At 50.1% G+C, this 24,185-nt stretch carries 24 protein-coding genes and 1 tRNA gene; 9 read left to right on the top strand and 16 right to left on the bottom strand.

Annotated features, from left to right (window positions below):
* Positions 1–23 precede the first annotated feature (23 nt).
* The 6 genes from H8K26_RS14705 (at position 24) to H8K26_RS14675 (ending at position 9,209) form a co-directional block, all read left to right on the top strand.
* Positions 24–2,375, top strand: coding sequence for a Tex family protein (locus H8K26_RS14705; RefSeq protein WP_190480541.1), 2,352 nt, complete (start codon positions 24–26; stop codon positions 2,373–2,375).
* Between the two features lie 351 nt (positions 2,376–2,726).
* On the top strand, positions 2,727–4,430 hold the full coding sequence (locus tag H8K26_RS14700; RefSeq protein WP_190480539.1) for an ATP-dependent nuclease: 1,704 nt from the start codon (positions 2,727–2,729) through the stop codon (positions 4,428–4,430).
* Positions 4,431–5,143: 713 nt separating this feature from the next.
* A complete protein-coding gene (locus tag H8K26_RS14690; RefSeq protein ID WP_190480537.1) occupies positions 5,144–5,647 on the top strand; it encodes a nuclear transport factor 2 family protein in 504 nt (167 codons plus the stop codon).
* A gap of 274 nt (positions 5,648–5,921) precedes the next feature.
* A complete protein-coding gene (gene grxD, locus H8K26_RS14685; protein ID WP_186884528.1) occupies positions 5,922–6,233 on the top strand; it encodes a Grx4 family monothiol glutaredoxin in 312 nt (103 codons plus the stop codon).
* A 7-nt stretch (positions 6,234–6,240) separates the two neighbouring features.
* Positions 6,241–6,840 (top strand): UbiX family flavin prenyltransferase, encoded by a 600-nt coding sequence (locus H8K26_RS14680; protein ID WP_190480535.1) that lies wholly within the window; start codon positions 6,241–6,243, stop codon positions 6,838–6,840.
* 296 nt (positions 6,841–7,136) lie between these two features.
* The gene (locus H8K26_RS14675) at positions 7,137–9,209 is read left to right on the top strand and encodes an esterase-like activity of phytase family protein (protein WP_190480534.1); all 2,073 of its coding nucleotides are present in this window, start codon (positions 7,137–7,139) and stop codon (positions 9,207–9,209) included.
* Positions 9,210–9,606: 397 nt separating this feature from the next.
* Here H8K26_RS14675 and H8K26_RS14670 read toward each other — a convergent pair whose 3' ends face one another.
* From H8K26_RS14670 to petA, 7 genes are all read right to left on the bottom strand, one after another.
* Positions 9,607–11,793: a S9 family peptidase gene (locus tag H8K26_RS14670; protein ID WP_190480531.1), complete on the bottom strand. Its 2,187-nt coding sequence runs from the start codon at positions 11,791–11,793 to the stop codon at positions 9,607–9,609.
* Positions 11,794–11,991: 198 nt separating this feature from the next.
* A tRNA-Thr gene (locus H8K26_RS14665) sits at positions 11,992–12,067 on the bottom strand.
* Between the two features lie 58 nt (positions 12,068–12,125).
* Positions 12,126–12,635 carry a ClpXP protease specificity-enhancing factor gene (locus tag H8K26_RS14660; RefSeq protein ID WP_190480529.1) on the bottom strand — a complete coding sequence of 170 codons (510 nt, stop codon included), beginning with the start codon at positions 12,633–12,635 and terminating at the stop codon, positions 12,126–12,128.
* Between the two features lie 124 nt (positions 12,636–12,759).
* Positions 12,760–13,371, bottom strand: coding sequence for a glutathione S-transferase N-terminal domain-containing protein (locus H8K26_RS14655; protein WP_186884523.1), 612 nt, complete (start codon positions 13,369–13,371; stop codon positions 12,760–12,762).
* Between the two features lie 157 nt (positions 13,372–13,528).
* Positions 13,529–14,293: a cytochrome c1 gene (locus H8K26_RS14650; RefSeq protein WP_190480527.1), complete on the bottom strand. Its 765-nt coding sequence runs from the start codon at positions 14,291–14,293 to the stop codon at positions 13,529–13,531.
* A 25-nt stretch (positions 14,294–14,318) separates the two neighbouring features.
* Entirely contained in the window at positions 14,319–15,731 is a 1,413-nt protein-coding gene (locus H8K26_RS14645; protein WP_190480637.1) for a cytochrome b, read from the bottom strand.
* Positions 15,731–16,345, bottom strand: a complete 615-nt coding sequence (gene petA / locus H8K26_RS14640; RefSeq protein ID WP_186884521.1) for a ubiquinol-cytochrome c reductase iron-sulfur subunit — start codon at positions 16,343–16,345, stop codon at positions 15,731–15,733. Before petA ends, H8K26_RS14645 begins: the two co-directional genes overlap by 1 nt.
* Positions 16,346–16,666: 321 nt before the next feature.
* On the opposite strand from petA, the gene mscL reads away from it, so the two are divergent.
* On the top strand, positions 16,667–17,086 hold the full coding sequence (gene mscL, locus H8K26_RS14635; RefSeq protein WP_317889279.1) for a large conductance mechanosensitive channel protein MscL: 420 nt from the start codon (positions 16,667–16,669) through the stop codon (positions 17,084–17,086).
* A 54-nt stretch (positions 17,087–17,140) separates the two neighbouring features.
* Here mscL and H8K26_RS14630 read toward each other — a convergent pair whose 3' ends face one another.
* Complete coding sequence (locus H8K26_RS14630; RefSeq protein ID WP_390366965.1) at positions 17,141–17,893, bottom strand: Nif3-like dinuclear metal center hexameric protein; 753 nt, start codon at positions 17,891–17,893, stop codon at positions 17,141–17,143.
* A gap of 25 nt (positions 17,894–17,918) precedes the next feature.
* Here H8K26_RS14630 and H8K26_RS14625 point away from each other — a divergent pair, with 25 nt between their 5' ends.
* Together H8K26_RS14625 and H8K26_RS14620 are read left to right on the top strand one after the other, a co-directional pair.
* Positions 17,919–19,085 carry a Do family serine endopeptidase gene (locus H8K26_RS14625; RefSeq protein WP_190480524.1) on the top strand — a complete coding sequence of 389 codons (1,167 nt, stop codon included), beginning with the start codon at positions 17,919–17,921 and terminating at the stop codon, positions 19,083–19,085.
* 8 nt (positions 19,086–19,093) lie between these two features.
* Positions 19,094–19,762, top strand: a complete 669-nt coding sequence (locus H8K26_RS14620; protein ID WP_190480522.1) for a DUF2461 domain-containing protein — start codon at positions 19,094–19,096, stop codon at positions 19,760–19,762.
* A gap of 30 nt (positions 19,763–19,792) precedes the next feature.
* Here H8K26_RS14620 and tatC read toward each other — a convergent pair whose 3' ends face one another.
* From tatC to hisA, 8 genes are read right to left on the bottom strand one after another with little or no spacing between them, the layout of a single operon-like run.
* The gene (gene tatC / locus H8K26_RS14615; protein WP_186884518.1) at positions 19,793–20,554 is read right to left on the bottom strand and encodes a twin-arginine translocase subunit TatC; all 762 of its coding nucleotides are present in this window, start codon (positions 20,552–20,554) and stop codon (positions 19,793–19,795) included.
* Positions 20,555–20,599: 45 nt separating this feature from the next.
* Complete coding sequence (gene tatB, locus H8K26_RS14610) at positions 20,600–21,091, bottom strand: Sec-independent protein translocase protein TatB (RefSeq protein WP_190480521.1); 492 nt, start codon at positions 21,089–21,091, stop codon at positions 20,600–20,602.
* 33 nt (positions 21,092–21,124) lie between these two features.
* Positions 21,125–21,346 (bottom strand): Sec-independent protein translocase subunit TatA, encoded by a 222-nt coding sequence (tatA, locus tag H8K26_RS14605; RefSeq protein WP_186884516.1) that lies wholly within the window; start codon positions 21,344–21,346, stop codon positions 21,125–21,127.
* 36 nt (positions 21,347–21,382) lie between these two features.
* Positions 21,383–21,754, bottom strand: coding sequence for a histidine triad nucleotide-binding protein (locus tag H8K26_RS14600; RefSeq protein ID WP_186884515.1), 372 nt, complete (start codon positions 21,752–21,754; stop codon positions 21,383–21,385).
* Between the two features lie 56 nt (positions 21,755–21,810).
* Complete coding sequence (locus tag H8K26_RS14595) at positions 21,811–22,158, bottom strand: phosphoribosyl-ATP diphosphatase (protein WP_186884514.1); 348 nt, start codon at positions 22,156–22,158, stop codon at positions 21,811–21,813.
* Positions 22,155–22,556 (bottom strand): phosphoribosyl-AMP cyclohydrolase, encoded by a 402-nt coding sequence (hisI, locus tag H8K26_RS14590; RefSeq protein WP_186884513.1) that lies wholly within the window; start codon positions 22,554–22,556, stop codon positions 22,155–22,157. The genes H8K26_RS14595 and hisI overlap by 4 nt, the downstream gene beginning before the upstream one ends.
* A complete protein-coding gene (hisF, locus tag H8K26_RS14585; RefSeq protein ID WP_190480519.1) occupies positions 22,553–23,317 on the bottom strand; it encodes an imidazole glycerol phosphate synthase subunit HisF in 765 nt (254 codons plus the stop codon). Before hisF ends, hisI begins: the two co-directional genes overlap by 4 nt.
* A complete protein-coding gene (hisA, locus tag H8K26_RS14580) occupies positions 23,314–24,108 on the bottom strand; it encodes a 1-(5-phosphoribosyl)-5-[(5-phosphoribosylamino)methylideneamino]imidazole-4-carboxamide isomerase (RefSeq protein WP_186884511.1) in 795 nt (264 codons plus the stop codon). The genes hisF and hisA overlap by 4 nt, the downstream gene beginning before the upstream one ends.
* Between the last annotated feature and the right edge of the window lie 77 nt (positions 24,109–24,185).

Below are 24,185 nucleotides of genomic sequence, written 5' to 3'. Positions count from 1 at the left end.
TTTATTGTCTGGATTCTGGATTTATGCTGCCTTCGATTGAACAAAGACTCGCCGTAGAACTCGCCGCCAAACCGGTACAGGTGGCCGCTGCCGTTGCCTTGCTGGATGAAGGCGCGACCGTACCGTTTATCGCCCGTTACCGTAAAGAAGTCACCGGCGGCCTCGACGATATCCAATTGCGTCTGCTCGAAGAACGTCTGCGTTATCTGCGCGAACTCGAAGACCGCCGCGCCGCCATCATCGCTTCGATAGACGAACAAGGCAAGATGACGCCAGTCTTGCTTGATGCGATTACCCACGCCGAAGACAAAACCCGTCTCGAAGATTTATATCTGCCGTACAAACCGAAACGCCGCACCAAAGCGCAGATCGCCGTTGAAGCAGGTTTGTTGCCGTTGGCCGACGCCTTGCTGGCCGACCCGATGCTGACGCCGGAAACCGAGGCCGCCAATTATCTGAAACCCGCGTTCAGCACCGACAACGGCGACAACCCAGGCGTGCCCGATACCAAGGCCGCACTCGATGGTGCACGTCAGATTCTGATGGAACGTTTTGCCGAAGATGCGAGCCTGTTGCAAGCGCTGCGCGAATATCTGAACGACCACGGCATCGTCGAATCCAAAGTCGTCGCAGGCAAAGAAGATGCAGGCGAAAAATTTGCCGATTATTTCGATTACTCAGAAACCCTGGGCACCATTCCGTCGCATCGCGCGCTGGCCTTGTTCCGTGGTCGCCGCGAAGAAATGCTGACCGTCACTTTGCGGCTCGACACTGAAGAAGAAAAACCAAAATGGGATGCGCCGCTGAACCCGTGTGAAAGCCGCATCGCCGCACGTTTCGGCGTCAGCCAAAAAGATCGCCCGGCCGATAAATGGCTGGCCGATACCGTGCGCTGGGCATGGCGCGTCAAAGTCTTCATGCATCTGGAAACCGAGCTCATGGGTAAGCTGCGCGAGAGTGCAGAAATCGAAGCCATCAACGTATTTGCGCGCAACCTCAAAGATTTATTGCTGGCCGCACCGGCAGGCCCGCGCGCCACGATGGGCCTCGATCCTGGCTTGCGTACCGGCGTGAAGGTTGCGATTGTCGATGCGACCGGCAAGGTGATGGAACACGCCACGATTTATCCGCATCAGCCGCGCAATGACTGGGACGGTTCGCTGCATACGCTGGCGAAGCTCGCTGAAAAACATCAGGTGTCATTAATCTCGATTGGTAACGGCACCGCCTCACGCGAAACCGATAAACTGGCGCAGGATTTAATCAAACTCAAACCAGAATTGAAGCTGACTAAAATCGTTGTCTCTGAAGCTGGTGCATCGGTGTATTCCGCTTCAGAATTCGCCTCTAAAGAATTGCCCGATCTGGATGTGTCCATCCGTGGCGCGGTCTCGATTGCGCGTCGTCTGCAAGACCCGCTGGCCGAGTTGGTGAAGATCGATCCTAAGTCCATCGGTGTTGGTCAGTATCAGCATGATGTCAGCCAGACCCAGTTGGCTCGCTCGCTTGATGCGGTGGTCGAAGACTGCGTGAATGCGGTCGGTGTTGATGTGAATACCGCGTCTGCGCCTTTGTTGGCGCGGGTGTCCGGCTTGTCTGCCAGCGTCGCGCAAAGCATCGTCAATTTCCGCGATGCCAAAGGCATGTTCAGCTCTCGCGCCGATCTGCGCGCAGTGCCGCGCCTCGGCGACAAAACATTTGAACAAGCCGCCGGCTTTTTGCGCGTGATGAACGGCAGCAATCCGCTCGATGCATCCGCAGTGCATCCGGAATCGTATCCGCTGGTCGAAAAAATTCTGGCCGATATCAAGAAAGATGTGAAAGGCGTGATCGGCGACAGTGGCTTATTGAAATCGCTGAACCCCGCCAAATACGCCGATGACAAATTCGGTGTACCGACCATCACCGACATCATCAAAGAGCTGGAAAAACCGGGCCGCGATCCGCGTCCTGAATTCACCACCGCCACCTTTAAAGACGGCGTGGAAGACATCAAAGATTTGCAGCCCGATATGATTTTAGAAGGCGTCGTCACCAACGTTGCCGCGTTCGGCGCGTTTGTCGATATCGGCGTGCATCAGGATGGCCTGGTGCACATTTCCGCACTGTCGAACACCTTTGTCAAAGACCCGCATACCGTCGTCAAAGCCGGTCAGGTGGTCAAAGTCAAAGTCATGGAAGTCGACGTCAAACGCCAGCGTATCGCCCTCACAATGCGCCTCACCGACAGCGCACCGCAACCCGGCAGCAAACCGGAACAACGCGGCGACCGCAACGACGCCAAACGCCTCGGCCAACACCAGCAACAACGCAAACAAGAAGCCGCCCCTGCCGGAAATGCGATGGCAGCAGCGTTTGCGAAATTACGCGGCTGAAATTACGACTGCGATCACAAGATTGCCATGAGCACACCCCGGTTTTTACCGGGGTGTTTTTTTGTGCGGCATCCTGTATCTGATTGCGGCACCCTGAATCTTGGCTGCTTGTACTTATATATCGTAAGCGTTCCAGTGCCCGATCCATTTAATACGGTTTTGGCGATATTGAAGACGTGAGATTTTTCTCCGTTTAGATAAACAGACAGTATGTTCATCATAAAAAGGACAACAAGGCGTTTGAAGAAAATTGTCTTTTTTTCACATTCCAAGTTAAGCTTTGATTTTGTCAAAAATAAATAAAGTTCAGCATTCTATCCTCGCACTATTACTCAAACGAAAGGACATCAATTGAAGCTTGTCGAACTGAGAATCACCAACTTTAGAGGCTTGGGTGGAAATAAGAATGTGATTCGATTTTCCGAATCGAATATTATTTTTTTAATTGGCCAAAACAACGTCGGAAAATCATCATTTTTGGATGCTTACGAATATTTCGTTAATGTCAAACAAAAAGCCGAATTGACTGACTTCTTTAAATACGCCGAAGACAATACGATTAGTTTTGAAGGTGATTTTGAGATTGAGGAATCAGATAAAATCGACAAAGAACTCTCAAAAGAGCCTGATTGGACTACCAAATGGATTCAGAAGTCGAACGGGCTTGTTACGATTAAGAAAGAATGCTCAAAAGCTGAATCAGAGTTTCAGAAATCTACCAAGGATGCAGATGGCAATTGGGTTCTAAATGGCTTTGGAGGGTTTGATGCCATATTCAAAAAGTATGCCCCTGAACCAATCAAAATTAGTGCAATCGAAACCGTTGAATCGCTTGAGAAGAAAATCAATGACATTATGGAGAAGGAGTTCATCAAAAAATTGAACGCCTCCCACAAGGCAGAATACGATGCTGCTGCTGACGCGCTAAAGACCCTTCAAGGTCTTATCACATCAACTGAAGCTGTGAACACATACAATGAAAATATCAACAAGGGATTCCAGCGAGTATTTCCACATCTAGAACTCAAAATATCAGTCAAAAATGTAGATGGTATTGATCTAGAAAAGGCCATAAAGTCTAATCACTCAGTTGATGTCATTAAATCCGGAATCGATAGAAAAGAATTATTTACACAACACGGTCATGGTGTAATAAGACAGGCGCTTTTTAATTTTATTGCCTTCCTAAAAAATGCTAGCGAAGGTAATAGAAAACAATATCTTATTCTTTTCGAAGAGCCCGAACTTTTTCTGCATCCGAATTCCGAACGCATGCTCCGAGACCAACTATATGCCCTCGCAGAGAACAGTCCTTTCCAAGTTCTTTGTGCAACTCATAGTGCTCAGATGATTGATATTTCTAGACCCCATTCATCTTTAGTTCGAATCGTTAAACTTGAAAACGAAGAAACATCTACGCATCAAGTTGGCCACACCCTGTTTCAGAGCGACGAGTTCAAGGATTTTATTCAAATGGTCAACAGATATAACCCGCACGTATGCGAAACCTTTTACGCATCCAATGTTCTTGTGGTCGAAGGTGACACGGAGGCAATAGTGTGCCGCGAATATCTGAAGGAACATCACCCCGAATTAGATATTTTCATCTTGAATTCAGGTTCAAAAAATAACATCCCTTTTTTCCAAAAAATCTTGAACCACTTTGCAATTGATTATGGCGTTCTCCATGACGCAGACACTCGCTATATTTATGCCGATTCTGAACGTACTAAGCACGTTACAAAAAAAGACGGCACCCCCAAAAAAAATAGCGCATGGGCTATCAACGAGAATATTTCTAATGAACTTCAATCTGATTCCGCCAATAAGAAACATCGCTGGATTTCAGTTTTTGATTTTGAGTCAGCAAATGGATATCAGCAAGATCCAGACTTGGGCAAGCCGATGAGTGCATATTTTTTCTACAAAAATAACAAAGCTAAAGATCTACCAATTTTCAAGGTTCTTCGCGATTTTATTGCTGGCACAAACATCGTTACTCAAGCCGAAATTGATCTTATTAAAGAGCCAGTTGAGCCATTACCTAATGCCTAACCTCACGTTCGAGCAGGACTAACACGAAGCAGCTAAATCAACCTGGCTCAGGGTGCGGTTCACGCGCCCTTTTAGATTTATAAACTCTCACTGCAAACGCTTTTATGCGCGTCCATACATTAGCTGGGCACGATGGTATTTTTATGCCAATGGCTAAAAAGGGACGGCAGCTAATCACAGCGATATTATTCCGCTTCATTATCAGTTTTTGCGCTTGCTTTACGTACGGCAGAGAATCGCCAATAATCAGCATTTTTACGAATTGACTGGTGGAGGCAATCGCGGCGCCGGAAGTGAACTTATGTCGTCAATCTTTGAAAAGCTGAACCTAAAACAGCAACAAGAGATTCTTGTTGTCAATGCGCCGCCATCCTTCGAGCCTGAGTTGCTTGCGCTTGAAGGCGTGACCTGAAGCAACCGAAGGCAATCCATTTCGCTCTGATCTTCGCCACCAGACAAGCCGAGGTAGATACTTTATCCAAAGTTCTGGCAAGCAAGGCGGAAAGCGATGCAGTGCTGTGGTTCGCGTATCCGAAGGGCACGTCTAAGCGTTACAAGTGCGAGTTCAACCGCGACACGGGCTGGGATGCCATTCGCAGCGAGGGTTTCGATACGGTGCGCCAGGTCGCCATAGATGAAGACTGGTCGGCACTGCGCTTCCGACGTCTGGAGTACATCAAGTCTGCAGGTGCAATCCGTTCTGGCATACATAAATGAAAAAAGTAATACTCCTTGTGCTGATTGTGGCTGGCGGCTGGTGGTACTTCATCGGCGGGCGCAAGCTGTCGGACGAACATGTCAACGGCTTTTACCGCGATCTTGAAATAGCGACGCTGCAGCGTCAGCCTGAGGCGATATGCGCGCTGCTGGCGCCGGATTTTCACTCTACCGGCAGCGTCAGCACAGCCGGAAACACGCAAACGGTGAACCAAAACAAGCAGCAAGCCTGCGACGCCTATCGTGACTTGTATGCGACCTGGGAAAAGCTCGGCGAGAAAATGGGCGGCATGTTGCAACTGGATTCTCAATACACGATACACAGCATCTCGCTATCGCCGGACGGCAAAACTGCGACGGTGGATGTCAGCAGTTCGCTGGACGTTGCTGGAACGCTGATGCATATCCGATCACGCAGCACGGATACGCTGGTTCGTCGCAACGGCAAAGTATTATTACTGCACAGCTCAGGCCTTGGTTCTGTCGGCACGGGGTCGTAGCGCCTTTGAAAACGCGCCCCGCTCCGTCGGTATTGCGCGAGCCGGATTGGAAATCCTTGAGTTAGGTCAATCCTGGTTAAAATCATATACTCCCCCCATATTTTTACAAAACTATGCTGATCTCCTTATATTCATTGGGTGTTAAACATATACTCCGGGAGAGTATATTTATTCCCCTAGCGCAAAACAGCGCCTGTCAGCACGCTGTTGGCGCGCGGGAGCGCTGCCGGAGTTTCCTTTATAATGGCGGCACATTATTAACCAAGGAAAAGCCATGAGCGACGTTCAAAGCTGGATCAAAGAAACCGTTACCCAAAACCCTGTCGTGTTGTTCATGAAAGGGACTGCCCAATTCCCGCAATGCGGATTTTCCGGTCGCGCGGTGCAGGTACTGAAAGCCTGCGGCGTACAGAATCTGGTGACTGTCAATGTACTGGAAGACCCGGAAGTACGTCAGGGCATCAAAGATTTTTCTAACTGGCCAACCGTACCGCAGCTGTACATCAAAGGCGAATTCATCGGCGGCTCTGACATCATGAATGAGATGTTTGAAAACGGCGAACTGCAAACCTTGTTGAAAGACTGAGCCATCAATGACGAGCACCAGCGCACAACCGAAACAACGCCTGATCATCGCCATCACCGGCGCGACCGGCTCAGTGTATGGCGTGCGCTTGCTGCAAGTATTACAGGCAAACCCGGATGTCGAAACGCATCTGCTGATTTCTGAAGCCGGGGTCTTGAATCTACATCAGGAACTCGATATGAAGCGTAAGGATGTCGAGACCTTCGCTGATGTCGTGCATCATGTGCGTGATGTCGGCGCCAGCATCGCCAGCGGTTCGTTTCAATCAGACGGTATGGTGATTGCACCGTGCTCGATGAAAACGCTGGCCTCGGTGGCGCATGGCATGTCAGATAATCTGATCACGCGCGCGGCCGATGTCGTGCTGAAAGAACGCCGCCGCCTGATATTGATGGTGCGGGAAACCCCGTTCAACCTCGCGCATCTGCGCAACATGACCGCCGTCACCGAAATGGGCGGCATCATCTTCCCCCCTCTCCCCGGTTTCTACCACCGCCCGCAATCGATACAGGAAATGGTCGACCACACGGTTGGTCGCGTACTTGATATGTTCACCCTGCCGCACGAGCTGACACCGCGCTGGCAAGGTTTAAAAGACAGCCAATAGAACCTCAATCGCAGCGCCTGACTGCGCTCGCCTCTTGCCACGGATGTCTGACTCGCTAGACAGGATCGCGCATATGGCTGCGTCTTCTTTCCCATCTTCCACATAAGTTATTCCAACTCTCTGTGCTGTTGTTATCTGCCATCGCTGTAATCACAGGGTCATATCCGGTCGCTACATTTTGTTACTTGCGATCACAGTCATCGCCCTGCACCCGGTAACGGCGTGCTTGCAAGCACCTCCTCAAACAACAGCGATTGCTGCAAAGCAGTCAACCTCGACAAGCACAGGATCAACACATGAATCACAACAAAAATGTATCGCTGCTGGCCGCGCTGACGGCAAGCGCTCTGGTGGCCGCCTGCGGTGGCTCCGACACGACATCCACCCCGGCACCGGTCGCACAGTCGGGCGTGTTTCTGGATGCAGCGGTGGAAGGTCTGGATTACACCAGCGGCACAGCAAAAGGTACAACGCAAGCCGATGGCGGCTTTAGCTGCAACAGTGGTGACAGCATGAGTTTTTCTGTCGGCGGCATCAGCCTGGGTTCTGCGCCATGTGCGGCAGTGATCACGCCATTGAGCCTGGCGAATCTGAGCAACAGCAACGACGATAAAGTCGTCAATCGCCTGATGGCCTTGCAATTGCTGGATGAAGATAATGATCCTTCGAATGGCATACGCTTATCTTCTACCGTTAAAACTGCGCTGGCAGGTCAGGCTCTGGATTTCAATGCGAATGCGGCGACATTCAATACGGCGATGACGAATCTGCTGAGCAAGCTGCCGGCTACCTATCAGAGCCGCAGCGCGGATGCGGATCGTCGCGCATTGGTACGCGAACATTTTGAAGATACGCTCGCGTCCAAAATGGACAAGCCTGTCGTTGATGCGGTCACGCAAACCAATGCACTCGGCACGGTGGTGGCGAATGTGACGCGCTACCAGATCAAGGCGGCAGATGCATTTTATGTTCCGTATGAAGGCACAAACGCGGCCGTGAAAGCCGACTTCCCGAAAGGCTTTTTGCCATCGTATGGTTCTGGCCTGACGTTTAAAGGCAAAGCGGCCGATGGTTCTCTGGAGTTCTACGGCATTACCGACCGTGGCCCGAACGGCGACGGCCCGAAAGTACCTAATTCAGTCGTGACAGCCGGTGCCAGCGGCACCAGCGACGCTAAATTTTTCCCTTCACCGAGTTTCACACCATCGATCGGTCTGATCTCGGTCGGTAAAAACGGCGCGACATTGAAATCATCAATGCCGATTAAATTCAGCAGCACCATCAATGCTTCAGGCTTATCGATCGCCGCTGGCAAAGTCGGCTCCTCCGGCGAGGTGCCGCTGAACGACGCGATGAAATACGATGCCGCCAGCAAAACCACCTTCAGCGATTACGGTCTCGATACCGAATCCGTTGTGCTCGATACGGCACGCGGCGTGTTCTGGGTATCGGATGAATATGGTCCGTTCATCCTGAAGATCGATATGAATACCGGTATCATTCTGAAAAAATATCAGCCAGGCAGCGGTGCTGCTGACCTGCCCGCAGTGCTGCTGAAACGCCGTGCGAATCGCGGCATGGAAGGTCTGTCACTTGATGCAGGCACAGGAAAATTGCAGGGCTTTATCCAGAGCCCGCTGGACGACGGCAAAGCGTCATATAAAGTGCCGGGTGCAAGCGCTGCGACGAATGAAAGCATCAAGGATTACGCCAAATTTAACCGCTGGGTTGAGTTTGACCCGACGACTGAAAAAACAAAATTGTATGCGTATCCGCTTGACAGCACGATGTATGCATCCGGCAAAACCGGCGGCGCTAAACTCGGCGATCTGGTCGCACTCGGTGGTGGCAAATTCATTGTGATTGAACAGGGTGCTGGCGTTGACGGCAAGGTATTCAATCGTCTGATGCTGGTGCAGATTCCAAGCGATGCAACCGATATCGCCGCGATGGGCAGCGACCTCGAAAAAAGCAGCATGACAGGGGCAGCGGTCAACGGTGTGAATTATGCGAACGTAGTCACGCTCAAAAAGACGGTGTTGTTTGATCTGAATGGCGCAGGCTGGCTGGCAGAAAAAGCCGAAGGTCTGGCTCTGGTCGATGAGTACACGCTGGCATTGGTGAATGATGATGACTTCGGACTGAAAACCCTGATTACCGATGCGAATGGTAAAGCGGTAGAAGGTGCCGATATCACAAAATGCACGGTGGATGCGAATGGCGCACTGACCACCACGGCCGGTGCAACTGGCTGCGTTGCCGGTAATTCGGTACGCGTGGCTCGTGGTGCCGACAGCGAACGTCCGAATCGCTTGTGGCTGTTCAAATTCAACAAGAAACTGGCCGACTTCGCCGTGCCTGCGCAGTAATGCAGTCACGTCGCTGTGACGTCACCGCGACGTGACTTCGGCATCATTACAACGGCGTCACGCGGAACCTGATCTGAGACGAGCCGCCACCTGCGTGTGGTGGCTTTTTTATTTCGTTGAAGTCTGAAAATGGCAGTGGCTAAGATCAGCAGGAGATCAGCAGCGGACCGTTGCACCTGGATGTCCGCAAAGCGCAACAGCATGTAAGCAAAGATAAAACAGGGCCGAAACGGGGTCAAAACTAGTCGAAAACGGCTTAAATATACTCCCCCCAGTATTATTTAAATCCCTTGTTTTATGCTGGGATTAAGCGTTTTTTTCTGGATACTCCCCTGTTTTTTTAATTTCTACGTAAAAAAAGGACGCCGCAGCGTCCTTTTTTCATTGCAATTCCGGCTCACAGTTTCTTTTGCAGAAATTCCCATTTCGCTTTTTGCAAAGACCAGATCGTCCAGTCACCGCGCGGGCCGTGACCTGCACCCGGATACAGTTGCAGACTGTAATCCTTGCCGCCTTTGATCAGCTCCTCGATCAGCATCACGGTATTTTGCGGATGCACATTGTCGTCCATCGTGCCATGCATGATCAGGATCTCTCCGTGCAAATCTTTCGCCGCTTTCAGCACACTGCCCTGATCGTAACCACTCGCATTTTCTTGCGGCAAGCCCATGTAACGCTCGGTGTACACGCTGTCATACAAACGCCAGTCGGTCACCGGCGCACCGACAAAACCGATCTTCCAGGCTTTGCTGTGCGTCATCGCATACGAGGTGAAATAGCCGCCGTAACTCCAGCCGTTCAGCGCAATTCTGTCCATGTCTGCCCAGCCTTGCTGACGCAACCACGCCAGACCATCAAGCTGATCCTGCAATTCGAGTTGCCCCAGTTTTTTGTGGATAGGCCACGCGCTTGCCACGCCTTTATTACTCGCACTACGGTTATCCAGCACCCACACAACATAGCCTTGTTGTGCGAGGAAGTGATGGTACAAATCATTCGACCAACGGTCATTCACCTGCGGCGCCATTGGCCCGGCATACAAATGCTGATATACCGGATATTTTTTTGCCGGATCGAAATCCGGCGGCAGGTACAACAGGCTTTCCAGTAAAAATCCATCGCGTGCGCGGATTTGTTGCTGGCTGACTTTGGCCAGACGCAGAGTACGCATTTTCTCTGGCATGCCAACGTCATCGATCAGCCTGAGCTGTTTTCCAGCATCGTTAAACAAGGCCTGCTTCGGCGTTTGTTTCAGGCTGCTCCAGCTATCGAGGAAATGAGTAAAGGTTTTGTTCCAGCGAACCGCGTGCGTGCCTGATTCTTCGGTCAGGCGCTGCAAGCCTTCGCCATTCAGATTGACGCTGTAGACATCGTTACCGATAGGGTTGCGCTGATTCGCGGCAAACAATATCCGCTGCCGCGCTTCATCCACACCAAACACGCTGCGCACATCCCAATCGCCGCTGGTGATCACTTTTTGCAACTGATAATGCTGATCATAACGATACAAATGGCGATGCCCGCTGCGATCCGATTCCCAGATAAAACCGCCGTCTTTCAGAAACACCGGAAACGGCAAACGCTCAGTCCATGCCGGGCTGGTCTCACGCACGATCACTTTACTCTGCTGTAATTGCGCGTCATACAAACGCAGATCGAGCCAGGTCTGTACTCTGTCCTGCCAACCGGCCAGCAACTTGCCATCCGGCGTCCAACCTACTTGCACGATCAGGGTTTCTTTTTCGGGATAAGGATTGACTGTCCATGTCAGTTTGCCGTCTTTATCAACGATGCCTAATCTGACTATGGGATTCGGATCACCCGCTTTCGGATAGCGGGTCAGATTCGTTTTTAAAGGCTGCGTATGATCACCGCTGAGGGTGTAGACCGGCACTTTGCTTTCATCGAAATTCAGGAAGGCGAGTTTCTGCGAATCCGGCGCCCACCAGAATGCCCGCAATTTGCCGCGTCCGTAAATTTCTTCCATATAGACCCAGTCGAGACGACCATTCAGATTCGTCTCGCTGCCACCAGTGGTCAGACGTTTCTCTGTCGCGCTGGCGATGTCGGTCAGATACAGGTCATTCCCTTTCAGGTACGCCACCGATTTCGCGTCCGGCGAGAGTATCGCTTCATCTTCGGCCTGATCCGGCGTATGGGTCAGTTCGCGTGCGCGTGCATTTTGCAGATCGAGCAGCCACAGATCATTTTTATAGGTGAACAAATACGACTTCACTTCAGCTTGCACCTGTTGCCCCAGTTTTTCCGCCAGAGTCAGCGCCGCTTTGTCGTCAATGCCTGCGGATTTAAGATAGCGCAGAATATTCCCATCAACCGTCAGCGCCTGTTTTTCCCAGGTATCGGTATTCACAACCGAAAGCTTGACGACACCGTCTTTCACTTCGGACTCGATCAGACGATTTTGCTGATCCCACGACAAACGGGTCAGCGGGCGGGTATCGAATTTCTCTTTCTTCAGCGGGTGATACAGCATCTCCAGACTCAGCTTGCCATCGTCAGCATTCGCCATCACGGTGCTGGCAGCAAGAAATAAACACAAGCCACTGTTGATTATTTTTTTCATGAAACTCCTCTGTGTATTTTTATTCCGTGCCGCCAACACTGACTCATCAGCACGCGCTTGCGCAGTATGACCATGCAGAGCTGTGCACAGTTCACTGTTATGTTTGAAAGAGCAGGAATTATCAGGGCAGCACCGCGAATAAGAAAATGCGATGGCAAAGAAAAAACCCACCGTTATTGCTAACGATGGGTTTTTAATTGGTGCCGGCTGCCGGAATCGAACTGGCTACCTGATGATTACAAGTCAACTGCTCTACCAAGTGAGCTAAGCCGGCGAAAATCTTATCGTGTTTGCTTCGTTTCCGTTGCATTCCCGAAGACCAAGATTATAGGCTACTTTATTATTTTTAGCGAGGGCTTTTCTGATTTTTTTTCTGATTTTTTTTGTTCAGTGGATAAATCCGCTGTTTCTTCGCTATCCGGTTTGGAACTGACCGCGGCCAAACCTAACTTTCTCGGCGGCGCTTCGTTTTCAGGTATTTCTTTTTCCTCTGCCGATCGCACTGTTTCCTGCGTTTCTTCCAGCTCGGTAAGGTCCAGCTCAAATGCCATTCCCTGACCATTCTCGCTCGCATAAATTGCCATCACATTCGCGACAGGAACGTAAATCTCGCGGGAAAAGCCGCCGAATCTGGCTTTGAATGTCACGGCTTGGTTATCCATTTTCAGGCCACTGGTCGCGCCAAAACTGATGTTCAGTACGATTTCGCCATTCCGGACAAATTCCATAGGCACCCGCGCACCGCCCTGCACTTTCACCGCCATATAAGGTGTATAGCCATTATCAGTACACCATTCGTAAATGGCACGCATGAAATAAGGTTTTGTCGATGTTTCTTGCATGATGCTTACTCAACAGATCAAAGTTTAAGAATAGATGGGACCGATAAAAACAACAAGGCTGACTTGATGGAATAAGTCAGCCTTGTTGAAATACCGTTGAGACAGAAGACGTATCACTCAGAGCTTAGCGACGCATCACTTTCTCGGAAGGTGTCAACGCTTCAATGTAGGCTGGGCGGGAGAAAATGCGCTCAGCATATTTCATGATAGGTGCAGCGGTTTTCGACAATTCGATACCGTAGTGATCCAGACGCCACAACAAAGGTGCAATCGCTACGTCGAGCATAGAAAACTCATCGCCCAGCATGTATTTATTTTTGATAAATAAAGGTGCCAGTTGCGTCAGGCGATCACGAATTTCAGCGCGTGCTTTGTCCTGAATTTTAGCGGAACTGCTGCTCTTGTCATTTTCCAGCGTATGTACGTGAACGAACAATTCTTTTTCAAAGTTAAACAGCATCAGACGTGCACGTGCACGCTGCAGCGGGTCTGCCGGCATCAGTTGCGGATGCGGGAAGCGTTCATCGATATATTCGTTGATGATATTGGATTCATACAGAATCAATTCACGTTCAACCAAGATAGGTACCTGACCATAAGGATTCATGGTCGAAATATCTTCCGGTTTATTAAACAGATCAACATCACGGATTTCAAAATCCATGCCTTTTTCAAACAGCACTAAACGGCAACGTTGAGAAAATGGGCAGGTTGTACCCGAATAGAGAACCATCATTTTTATAGTTCCTTAGAAACAATCAGGGCGAGGAGCCAATTTTGCGCGCCTCACCCCAAGGATTACTCGTCCGTTTACGACGGATAGAAACGGACGATCTTAGAAATTCCTGCCTTACGATTTAATGAATCGCAGACGCAAAACAGGAAACAATACCTTATTTTACTTCTTTCCAGTAAGAAGCATTCAAACGCCATGCAAGTGTTGCCAGCAATGCCATGAAAATCAGCACAACAACACCAAGACGTTTGCGCGTATTTTGCGCTGGTTCACCCATCCATTGCAAGTAGGCCACCAGATCGCCAACCTGATTATCGTAAGCGGCCTGATCAAGCGAACCATCGGTTACTTTTTCAAATCCGACAAATTTGTGTATGGTTTTAGAAGCATCATGCGGGTCTTTTTCTTCCACAAATTTGGCATCGCGAACGCCTTGCAGCTCCCACAATGCATGAGGCATACCCACGTTCGGGAAAACCATGTTATTCCAGCCTGTAGGACGGGAATCATCTTTGTAGTAGGTACGCAGATAGGTGTATAACCAGTCCGCGCCAGAGCCGGCTTCAGAAGCACGGGCACGGGCAATCACGGACAAATCCGGCGGCACCGCACCAAACCAGGTTTTAGCATCTTTGGCTGACATCGTATTTTTCATCAGATCGCCAACTTTCTCACCAGTAAACAGCAAGTTTTGTTTGATCTGATCATCCGTCAAACCGATATCTTTCAGACGGTTATAACGCATTGCTGAGGCCGAGTGACAGTTCAGGCAGTAATTCACAAACAGCTTCGCGCCATTCTGCAATGCCGCCATATCTGTAGAACGGTCAGGAGCGCGATCCAGAGGGAATGTTGCACCAGCAGCCATCGCTAATGCAGGAACAAACGCCAGGACAGCGATTATCTTTTTAAGTAATTTCATGCTTATTCTTCCTCGCTTAGTTCGCTCAGTGTGCCGAAAATGTAACGCGCTTCGGCACTGGCTTAAATGTACCCATTGCACTCCACCAAGGCATCAGCAGGAAGAAGCCGAAATAGATCACGGCGCAAACCTGGGAAACACGTTCGCCGGTTGGGGATGGTGGCTGTACCCCGAGATAACCGAGGACAACAAACGCAATACCAAACACGATATAGACATACTTATGCCAGTGAGGACGGTAGCGTATGGATTTCACTGGCGACAGATCCAGCCAAGGCAGGAAACCCAGAATCACAACAGAGCCGCCAAACAATACAACACCCCAGAATTTCGCATCCAGACCAAATGGCAGCATGCCGATAATTGCCAGCAATGCGACACCAGCGATCGCCATTTTGACGATTTGCGGTAACTTGGTTGTCAACCAGATCAAAGCGACATAAGCAGCAACACCAGCCTGAACCACGTACAAGAATTCAGATGTTGTCGCACGCAAGATCGAATAGAAAGGCGTGAAATACCAGGTTGGCGCAATATGCAGCGGCGTTTTCAGAGAATCGGCTGGAATGAAGTTGTTATATTCGAGGAAATAACCGCCCATTTCAGGAGCAAAGAACACCACTGCGCTAAAGATCGTCAGGAACACTGTCACGCCGAAAATATCGTGGAAAGTGTAATAAGGATGTGACGGAACACCATCAACAGGGTGACCATCAGGGTCAAGATTTTCTTTGATCTCAATGCCATCAGGATTGTTAGAGCCCACTTCATGCAAAGCAATCAGATGCGCAGCGACCAAGCCCAGCAACACCAGAGGAATCGCGATCACGTGGAAAGAGAAGAAACGATTCAATGTCGCATCTGACACCACATAGTCACCACGGATCCACAGGGAAAGATCAGGGCCGATGAAAGGAATCGCACCAAACAGATTCACAATAACCTGCGCACCCCAGTAAGACATTTGTCCCCATGGCAGCAGGTAACCGAAGAAAGCTTCCGCCATCAGACACAGGAAAATCGCAAAGCCGAACAGCCAGATCAGCTCACGTGGCTTACGATATGAGCCATACAGGAAAGCACGGGTCATGTGCAGATAAACAATGATGAAGAATGCAGAAGCGCCAGTCGAGTGCATGTAGCGCACCAGCCAACCCCACGGCACATCACGCATGATGTATTCAACGGACGCAAACGCCAGATTCGCATCTGGTTTGTAATGCATAACCAGGAAAATACCGGTCACGATCTGGATCACCAGCACGAGCATCGCCAGCGAACCGAAGATGTACCAGAAATTGAAATTCTTAGGCGCGTAGTATTTGCCCCACTGGTCATTCCACAATTTCGTTAACGGAAAGCGCGAATCAACCCAGTTCAAGGCTTTATCCACGACAGGAGCGTCCGCCGGGAGTTTTTTCTCAACAAATGCCATGATTAAGCCTCGCCTTTCTCATCTTTACCGATGACAATTTTGGTATCTGACAAAAACATGTGACGCGGCACATCCAGATTTTGAGGGGCTGGTTTATTTTTATAAACACGACCAGCCAGATCGAAAGTAGATCCGTGGCATGGGCACAGAAAACCACCTTGCCAGTCATCCGGCAACGATGGTTGCGCACCTGCCTGGAATTTGGAACTCGGAGAGCAACCCAGATGTGAGCAAATACCAACGGTGATTAACAGCTCAGGATGTTCTTTGCGTGAGCGGCTTTGTTTGTCGCAGTACTCAGGCATATCCATCGTGTAAGGCTTTTTGGAGGTAGGATCCGCCACCTTATCTTCGGTTTTTGCCAGACTCGCCAGCATTTCCGGAGTACGTTTCAGAATCCAGACTGGCTTACCGCGCCACTCGACTGTTGTCATCTCACCCGGTTTCAAAGCTGAAATATCAACTTCCACCGGAGCACCAGCTGCTTTGGCTCGCTCAGATGGCTGGAAAGTGCTCACCAGTGCTCCTGCTGTTGCCAAACCTGCCACACCACCCGCCGCGCAAGTGGCGACGAGCAAACCGCGACGGCCAGAATCGACCTGCTTTTCGTTACTCATACCAACCCCAATCTGTCAAAAATCAAAACCCGATGAAGCTCAATCCAACTTCTAGCAACATTAAATTATAAAGTAGCTGGATATGCTTTTAAAGCAAAAGATACCCGAAACGCCCGTTTCAAGGCTTTTTTTCAACAACTTACACACTTTTTGATTTACTTCAGATCTTTTCCTGTACTTTGTGATTAAAGCAAAAAATTTACGAAAAGATAATTAACAAAGCATCCTGATTATTCAGGCTACTTTCGGCCTTAAAATACAATCTAACTATCTTGGCAGCGTTTGCCAATATATTAATCAATATATTTACGGAGAAAAATAATGAGCATGATGCAGGAATTTAAAGCTTTCGCAAGCAAGGGCAACGTCGTCGATCTGGCGGTTGGTGTCATTATCGGTGGTGCTTTCGGCAAAATCGTTGACTCTCTGGTGGGAGATGTTGTCATGCCTATCATCGGGCGTATCTTTGGCGGTCTGGATTTTTCCAACTATTATCTGCCGCTGAATGGACAAGGAACCACATTGACGCTGATCGAGGTGAAAAAAGCCGGCGGCGTGCTTGCTTACGGCAGTTTCATTACAGTTGCGGTCAACTTCCTGATTCTGGCCTTTATCATTTTTCAGATGGTGCGTCTGTTTAATAAAATGAAAAAGGCAGAACCTGCCCCCGCCCCAGCACCAGTTGTAACGCCGGAAGATGTGTTGTTGCTCAGAGAAATTCGCGACTCACTGAAAAAATAACAATAACGCAACCTCAAAGGGATTGCCTGACGACGCCGGCAATCCCAACGGATATCAAACCGGATTATCAATATCTACAAATAAGTGTTCGATTCCGAACTTTTCTGCAAGCAACCCGCCCAACGCCTGAATACCATAACGTTCGGTCGCATGATGACCACACGCCAGGTAAGCGACGCCGGACTCTCTCGCGAGATGCACTGTTGGTTCCGATATCTCACCACTCAGATAAACGCTTGCTCCTGCCGCGATCGCCGCGTCTAACATGCCTTGTGCCGCGCCGGTACACCATGCAATTTTGCCCAGAGGCTCGTCCGACTCACCGATCAACAATGGCTGCCGTCCGAGGCACGTCTCGATATGCCGGGCAAATTGCCCTACAGTAACGATCTCCGGCACAACTGAATGACCGATCCAACCAAGGTCATCGTCACCAAATCTTCCCTCTGCCTGCAAACCGAGTTCATGCGCCAGACGTGCGTTATTTCCTATCAGCGGATGCATATCGAGCGGTAAGTGATAGGCAAATAAAGAGATATCATGTTGCAGCAAAAGTTTTAAGCGCTTTTGTTTCTGCCCGATGACGCGCATATCCTCGCCGCGCCAGAAATAGCCATGATGTACCAGTACAGCGTCAGCCTGCAGGCTGACAGCCTTATTCAGCAGCGCCAGACTTGCCGTAACACCAGTAACAATGCGCTTAATTTCATTTCGTCCTTCCACCTGTACGCCATTTGGGCAATAATCACGAACACGGGCAAGCTGCAATTCTGTCTCTAGAAATTGGGCAAGTTCATCCCTACTTATTGAATTTACTTTCATCATTTACCTTATGCGACGTCTTTGGTTATTGTTTGCCCAGACTGTAACAGTTGGTCTGGCGATTTGGTTTATTGTAACCACCTTAAAACCAGGCTGGGTAAATCAGCCGTTCAGCGCAGCGCAGGGCGACCCGATGGGGTCGGCACTCAGCCTGAAAGAAGCACCGGCAAACAGTGTCGGTGCGCAAAGCTCTTATCGCGGTGCGGCACAGAAAGCCATGCCGTCGGTGGTCAACATCTACACCTCGAAAGAAATCCAACGTGCGCGCAATCCATTATTAAATGATCCGTTTCTGCGTCGTTTTTTTGGCGAGCAATCAAATCAGAGAACTGAGCGACAATCCAGCCTGGGTTCAGGCGTCATCGTTAGTGCTGAAGGTTATATCCTGACTAATAACCACGTAGTCGAATCGGCGGATGAAATTGATGTCGCCCTTGCCGACGGACGCACTGCTGCGGCAAAAGTCGTCGGTACCGATCCGGAAACCGATCTGGCGGTCATTAAAATTAATCTGCCGAATATTCCTGCCATCACACTCGGACAACCCGACGACACCAAGGTCGGCGACGTTGTACTGGCGATTGGTAATCCTTTCGGTGTCGGACAAACGGTAACGATGGGTATTATTTCTGCACAGGGACGCAATAATCTGACCGACAACGCGTTCCAGAATTTCATACAAACCGACGCAGCGATTAATCCTGGTAATTCCGGTGGCGCACTGGTTGATATCAATGGCAACCTGCTTGGAATCAATACAGCGATCTACTCTCAGAGCGGTGGCTCGGTCGGCATTGGCTTTGCCACCCCGGTCTCGACTGTCAAAGCGGTCATGGAACAAATTATCAGCCAGGGACAAGTGGTACGCGGCTGGATCGGTGTAGAGCCTCAGGACATTACGCCAGAGCTGGCTGAAAGCTTTGGGCTGAAACAGAAATCGGGGGCAATTATTGCCGGTGTGATCCGCGGTGGGCCAGCAGACAAAGCGGGAATGAAGCCGGGTGATATTCTGGTCTCCATTGCAGGAAAGCCGGTCAGAGATACAACCGAAATGCTGAATCTGGTTGCACAACTCAAGCCAGGGAATACCGCAAAAATTACCGTGGTGAGAAATAAACAGGAACCCACTTTAGAAGTCACCGTCGGCAAACGTCCACCAAGCCGACGCGAAGAATAGGCTGATATATGCACCTGATTGATCTGCAAGCTTTTTTATCTGAGTTATCTGAAAACAATAATCGCGCGTGGTTCGTCATGAACAAGCCGCGTTACGATATTTTGCGCGCTGAGTTCTTACAGATGGTGACAGAACTCATACAAGGTATACAAAAATTCGACCCCGCAATCGCCGGTTGCGAACCGAAGAAGGCTCTGTTCCGGATTAATCGCGACGTCCGTTTTGCCAAAGACAAATCACCATACAAAACGACGTTTTCCTCCTCGATTCTGCCGAGCGGGCGCAAGAAGCCCAGCGAAGGCGGCGGGCCAGCTTATTATTTTCAAATGGACGCTACGGGCAGATTATTCTTTGCCGTGGGCGAATATATGCCGCCATCTGATCGGCTGCGGGCAATCCGTCAGCACATCGTTGATGATGCAGCAGGATTTGAAAAAGTGCTGAAAGATAAAAAACTCAAACAGGCTTTCGGGGCACTGCAAGAAGAAGGAAAACTGAGTCGCCCACCGAAAGGGTTTGATGCAGATCTGAAACACATCGAGTACATCAAACTCAAAAACTTTATGGTGTGGACAGAATGCCCGCTCAAAGGCATGGACAGTGACGACGTCAAGCGCACACTGCTGCAAGGGTTCCAAAGCGCGTTACCATTGGTGCACTGGTTACGCGCCGCATAATTCTGCGGGACGCATTCCGTCCCGCAGCATCTACTCGGCCGTGTCGGGTGACTGCGTTACGCGAACAAACAGTGGCGCAATGAGCAAACCAAGCTCATACAAAAACCACATTGGCAACGCCAGTGAAAACTGACTGACAATGTCCGGTGGCGTCACAATAGCCGCAATCACAAACGCCCCAACCACGACATAAGGTCGTATCGCTTTGAGTTTCTCAACTGTCACCAGGCCCATGCGCACCAAAACGACGACGACGACGGGCACTTCGAAGGTCACGCCAAACGCAAGGCACATCGACATAATAAAATCTAAATAATTTTCTATATCCGGTGCGATGCTGATCGACGCTGGCGAAAATTCGTTGATGAATTTAAATACCCGGCCAAACACCAGGAAATAACAAAACGCGACGCCGCCCAGAAACAGCAGAGATGAGGAAATGACCAGTGGAGCAACCAGTCGCTTTTCATGGGTGTACAAGCCTGGCGCGACAAAGGCCCAGACCTGATACAGTATCCACGGTAATGCCAGCATAAATGCCAGCAACAAGGTCACCTTCATCGGCACCAGAAATGGCGATATCACGCCCGTCGCGATCATTTTCGATCCGGCGGGCAACGACGCCAGCATGGGCCGGGCGAGAAAATCATAAATGGCTGCCGGCCCCGGCCACAGCATCAACACAATACATGCAGCGGCGAGACCGTAGACCGCCTTCACCAGACGGTCACGTAACTCAACAAGATGAGAAATGAAGGTTTCCTCAGCGCCGTGTTCAATCTTATCGCTCATGCGAATACCACCCAAAATAAAGAGCGCAGGGACATAAAAGAGGAATCAAAAAAAACTGACAGGTGGACGGGCTTTTGCCCTGTGTCTTGCCATCCGTGCGGAGCCGGACACGATATGGCTGCGCTGGCCATGCCGGCTTTTGTACCAGCCAGGAACTGCCGATGTTTTCGCCAGACGCTTGCGACGGAAATCTTTCGCTTTCTCGCTCACTTGATCATGGGTAACGGTAAATGGCGTCTGCAAATCATCTTGAGCATCGCGTTCAATCGAACGCAGCTCATTCTCTGCTTCCTGCAGTGAAGCGCTGACAGATTGCTCTACATTCTGAGCTGCTTCCTGTACGTCTTTCTGCATTTTGCGCAATTCTTCGAGTTCAATTTCTTTACTGACTTCGGCCTTCACATCGCTGATGTAACGCTGGGCACGCCCAAGCAAAGTGCCCGCCATGCGGGCAACTTTCGGTAATTTTTCCGGACCGATGACGATCAAGGCAACGACACCGATCAATGCCAGTTTGCTGATACCAAGATCAATCATGGCCGCATCCCACAGAAGTCAGCAACACTTGCTTCACTGTTTCGATTTTTCTTTGGCGTCAACATCAATCGTGCTTTTATCTGCCACTTGCTGAGTCGCAGTGGATGATTTTTCTTCTTCACCTTTAACGCCGTCTTTGAATCCTTTGACAGCCTTACCAAGATCAGCACCAACGTTACCAAGTTTTTTGGTGCCGAAAACTAATATAACCACGACTAAAACGATTAGCCAGTGCCAGATACTGAATGAACCCATGTTTGACTCCCAGGAGAGCAATGCTCTCTAAAAAAATTAGCGTTGTCCGCGCCAAGGCTGCGGACCACCGATCAGATGCGTGTGCAGATGATACACTTCCTGCCCACCATCCGGCCCTGTGTTAATCAGGGTTTTATAACCACCCGATAAACTTCCATCTGCCATCACCGTTGGTGCACAACCATGCTCAGTCGCAAGCTTAGGCACCAGCGCCAGCATTTTTCCCAGCAATTCCGTATGCTCTGACTGTGCGGAAGACAAGGTATCTATGTGCTTTTTTGGAATAATCAATAAGTGCACCGGTGCAGCAGGATGAATATCCTTAAACGCCAGTAAGCTCTCATCTTCATACACTATCGTTGATGGAATTTGCTTGGCAACAATTTTACAGAAGATACAATTATCCACGTTTATCCGATCAAATTAAACAAGGGAAATAATTCTCAGAACCAAAGCCGCACGCCTTACTCCTGGCGTGCTGCCTTTTCTTCGATACCGGAGATGCCCTCGCGCCTTGCCAGCTCATCTAATACTTGCTGAGGGCGCAAATCATACTGGGCCAACATGACAAGCGAATGAAACCATAAGTCAGCACATTCGTATAACACTTTGCTGGCATCACCTGAAACACGCGCATCTTTTGCGGCCATCACAGTTTCGGTTGCTTCTTCGCCGATTTTTTTCAAAATCGCATCGTCGCCTTTGGAAAACAAACGCGCGACATACGATTTATCAGGGTCGCCGCCATTGGCCAGTTTGCGACTTTCAATAATCTCTGCCAAACGTTCCAGCACTTGTACTTGTGTACTCATTTATAAATACTCTCAGGGTCTTTCAATACCGGATCCACTGCCTGCCAATCACCTTCATTCAGGCTGCCTTCAAATTTCTGAAAAAAACAAGAATGACGCCCGGTGTGACAGGCAATGCTGTCTGCCTGCTCAACTTTAATCAGCACCACGTCCTGATCGCAATCGAGGCGGATTTCTTTTACTTTCTGCACATGACCGGACTCCTCGCCCTTATGCCATAACTTTTTACGTGAACGGCTCCAGTAAACGGCTTCGCCGATCTCAACTGTTTTGCTTAACGCATCGCGGTTCATCCAGGCGAACATCAACACGTCGTTACTGCTGGCCTCTTGTGCGATCACGGGTACCAGCCCCTGATCATCCCACTTCACTTTGTTTAACCACGTCGCGGCACTCATATCAACCTCATAGGAATATTTTGCGCTGCCATGAATTGCTTCGCTTCTCCGACCGTGTGATGGCCGTAATGGAAAATGCTGGCGGCCAATACCGCATCTGCACCACCGACTTTGATACCGTCAGCAAGATCCTGCAAACCACCAACACCACCGGACGCAATCACCGGTATTGACACCGCGTCAGATACAGCACGGGTCAGGCCGAGATCAAAACCGGAACGGGTACCATCTTTATCCATGCTGGTCAGAAGAATCTCACCGGCACCAAGACGCGCCATATTTTGCGCCCACTCTACCGCATCCAAGCCAGTCGCATTGCGGCCGCCGTGGGTGAACACTTCCCATTTTCCCGGTGCGACATTCTTTGCATCAATCGCGACCACGATACATTGCGAGCCGTATTTATGCGCAGCATCTGCCACCAATTGCGGATTGGTCACCGCAGACGTATTGATGCCAACCTTGTCGGCACCCGCATTCAGCAAGCGTCGCACATCGGCAACCGTACGCACGCCGCCGCCAACCGTCAGAGGAATGAATACCTGCGATGCCACGGCTTCGATAATCGGCAGTATCAGATCACGCCCATCAGATGATGCGGTGATATCGAGGAAAGTAATTTCATCGGCACCCTGCGCATCGTAACGACGGGCAATCTCCACCGGGTCACCGGCATCGCGCAGCTCTTGAAAATTAATTCCTTTGACAACGCGACCTGCGGTCACATCCAGACAAGGAATAATGCGTTTAGCTAATGTCATTCAGCGTCTTCTTCATCCAAAAGCGGCTCACCACTGAGTTCGTCTGCCCGATCCTGTGCCGAGGCGAGATCCAGCGTGCCTTCGTAAATTGAGCGGCCACATATAACGCCCTCAATACCTTCCTCCTGTACCGCACACAGGGCTTCCACGTCGGCGAGATTATGCACGCCGCCGGAAGCAATGACCGGAATGCTGACGGCCTGCGCCAGTCTGACTGTCGCTTCAATATTGACGCCGCCCATCATGCCATCACGACCGATGTCGGTGTAGATGATGGATTCCACGCCGTAATCTTCAAATTTTTTCGCCAGATCAATCACTTCGTGACCGGATAATTTACTCCAGCCATCGGTTGCCACCTTACCGTCTTTAGCGTCAATGCCAACGATAATCTGACCGGGAAATGCGCTGCAGGCATCCGCCAGAAAGCCGGGGTTACGAACCGCTGCCGTGCCGATGATGATGTAAGACAGGCCGCCATCAAGATAGCGTTCGATGGTATCGAGATCACGGATACCGCCGCCGAGCTGAACCGGGATTTCCTCAGTGCCGGTTTCTTCGGCATATTCACGCACCGCTTTCAGAATGGATTTCACCGCGCCTTCATTTTTTGGCTTACCGGCAAAAGCCCCATTCAGATCGACCAGATGCAGCCGACGCGCTCCTTGTTTCAGCCAGTGACGGGCAGTTTCAGCCGGGTCTTCGGAGAACACGGTGGCTTGTTCCATATCACCTTGTTTCAGGCGTACACAGTGACCATCTTTCAGGTCGATAGCAGGGATGAGCAACATGATGTTAAAGAAATTAAGGTGTCGGTATCAGACAAAAAAGGGACAAAAAAGAAACGAAAGTACAACAGAAAATCAGA

Origin of the sequence: Cognatundibacterium aquatile, assembly GCF_014699135.1 — a bacterium.
In the GTDB taxonomy this organism is placed as follows: Bacteria; Pseudomonadota; Gammaproteobacteria; order Burkholderiales; family Burkholderiaceae_D; genus Undibacterium; species Undibacterium aquatile.
The sequence above is the reverse complement of the archived record's forward strand: the minus strand, read 5'-3'. Positions and strand labels throughout refer to the sequence as shown.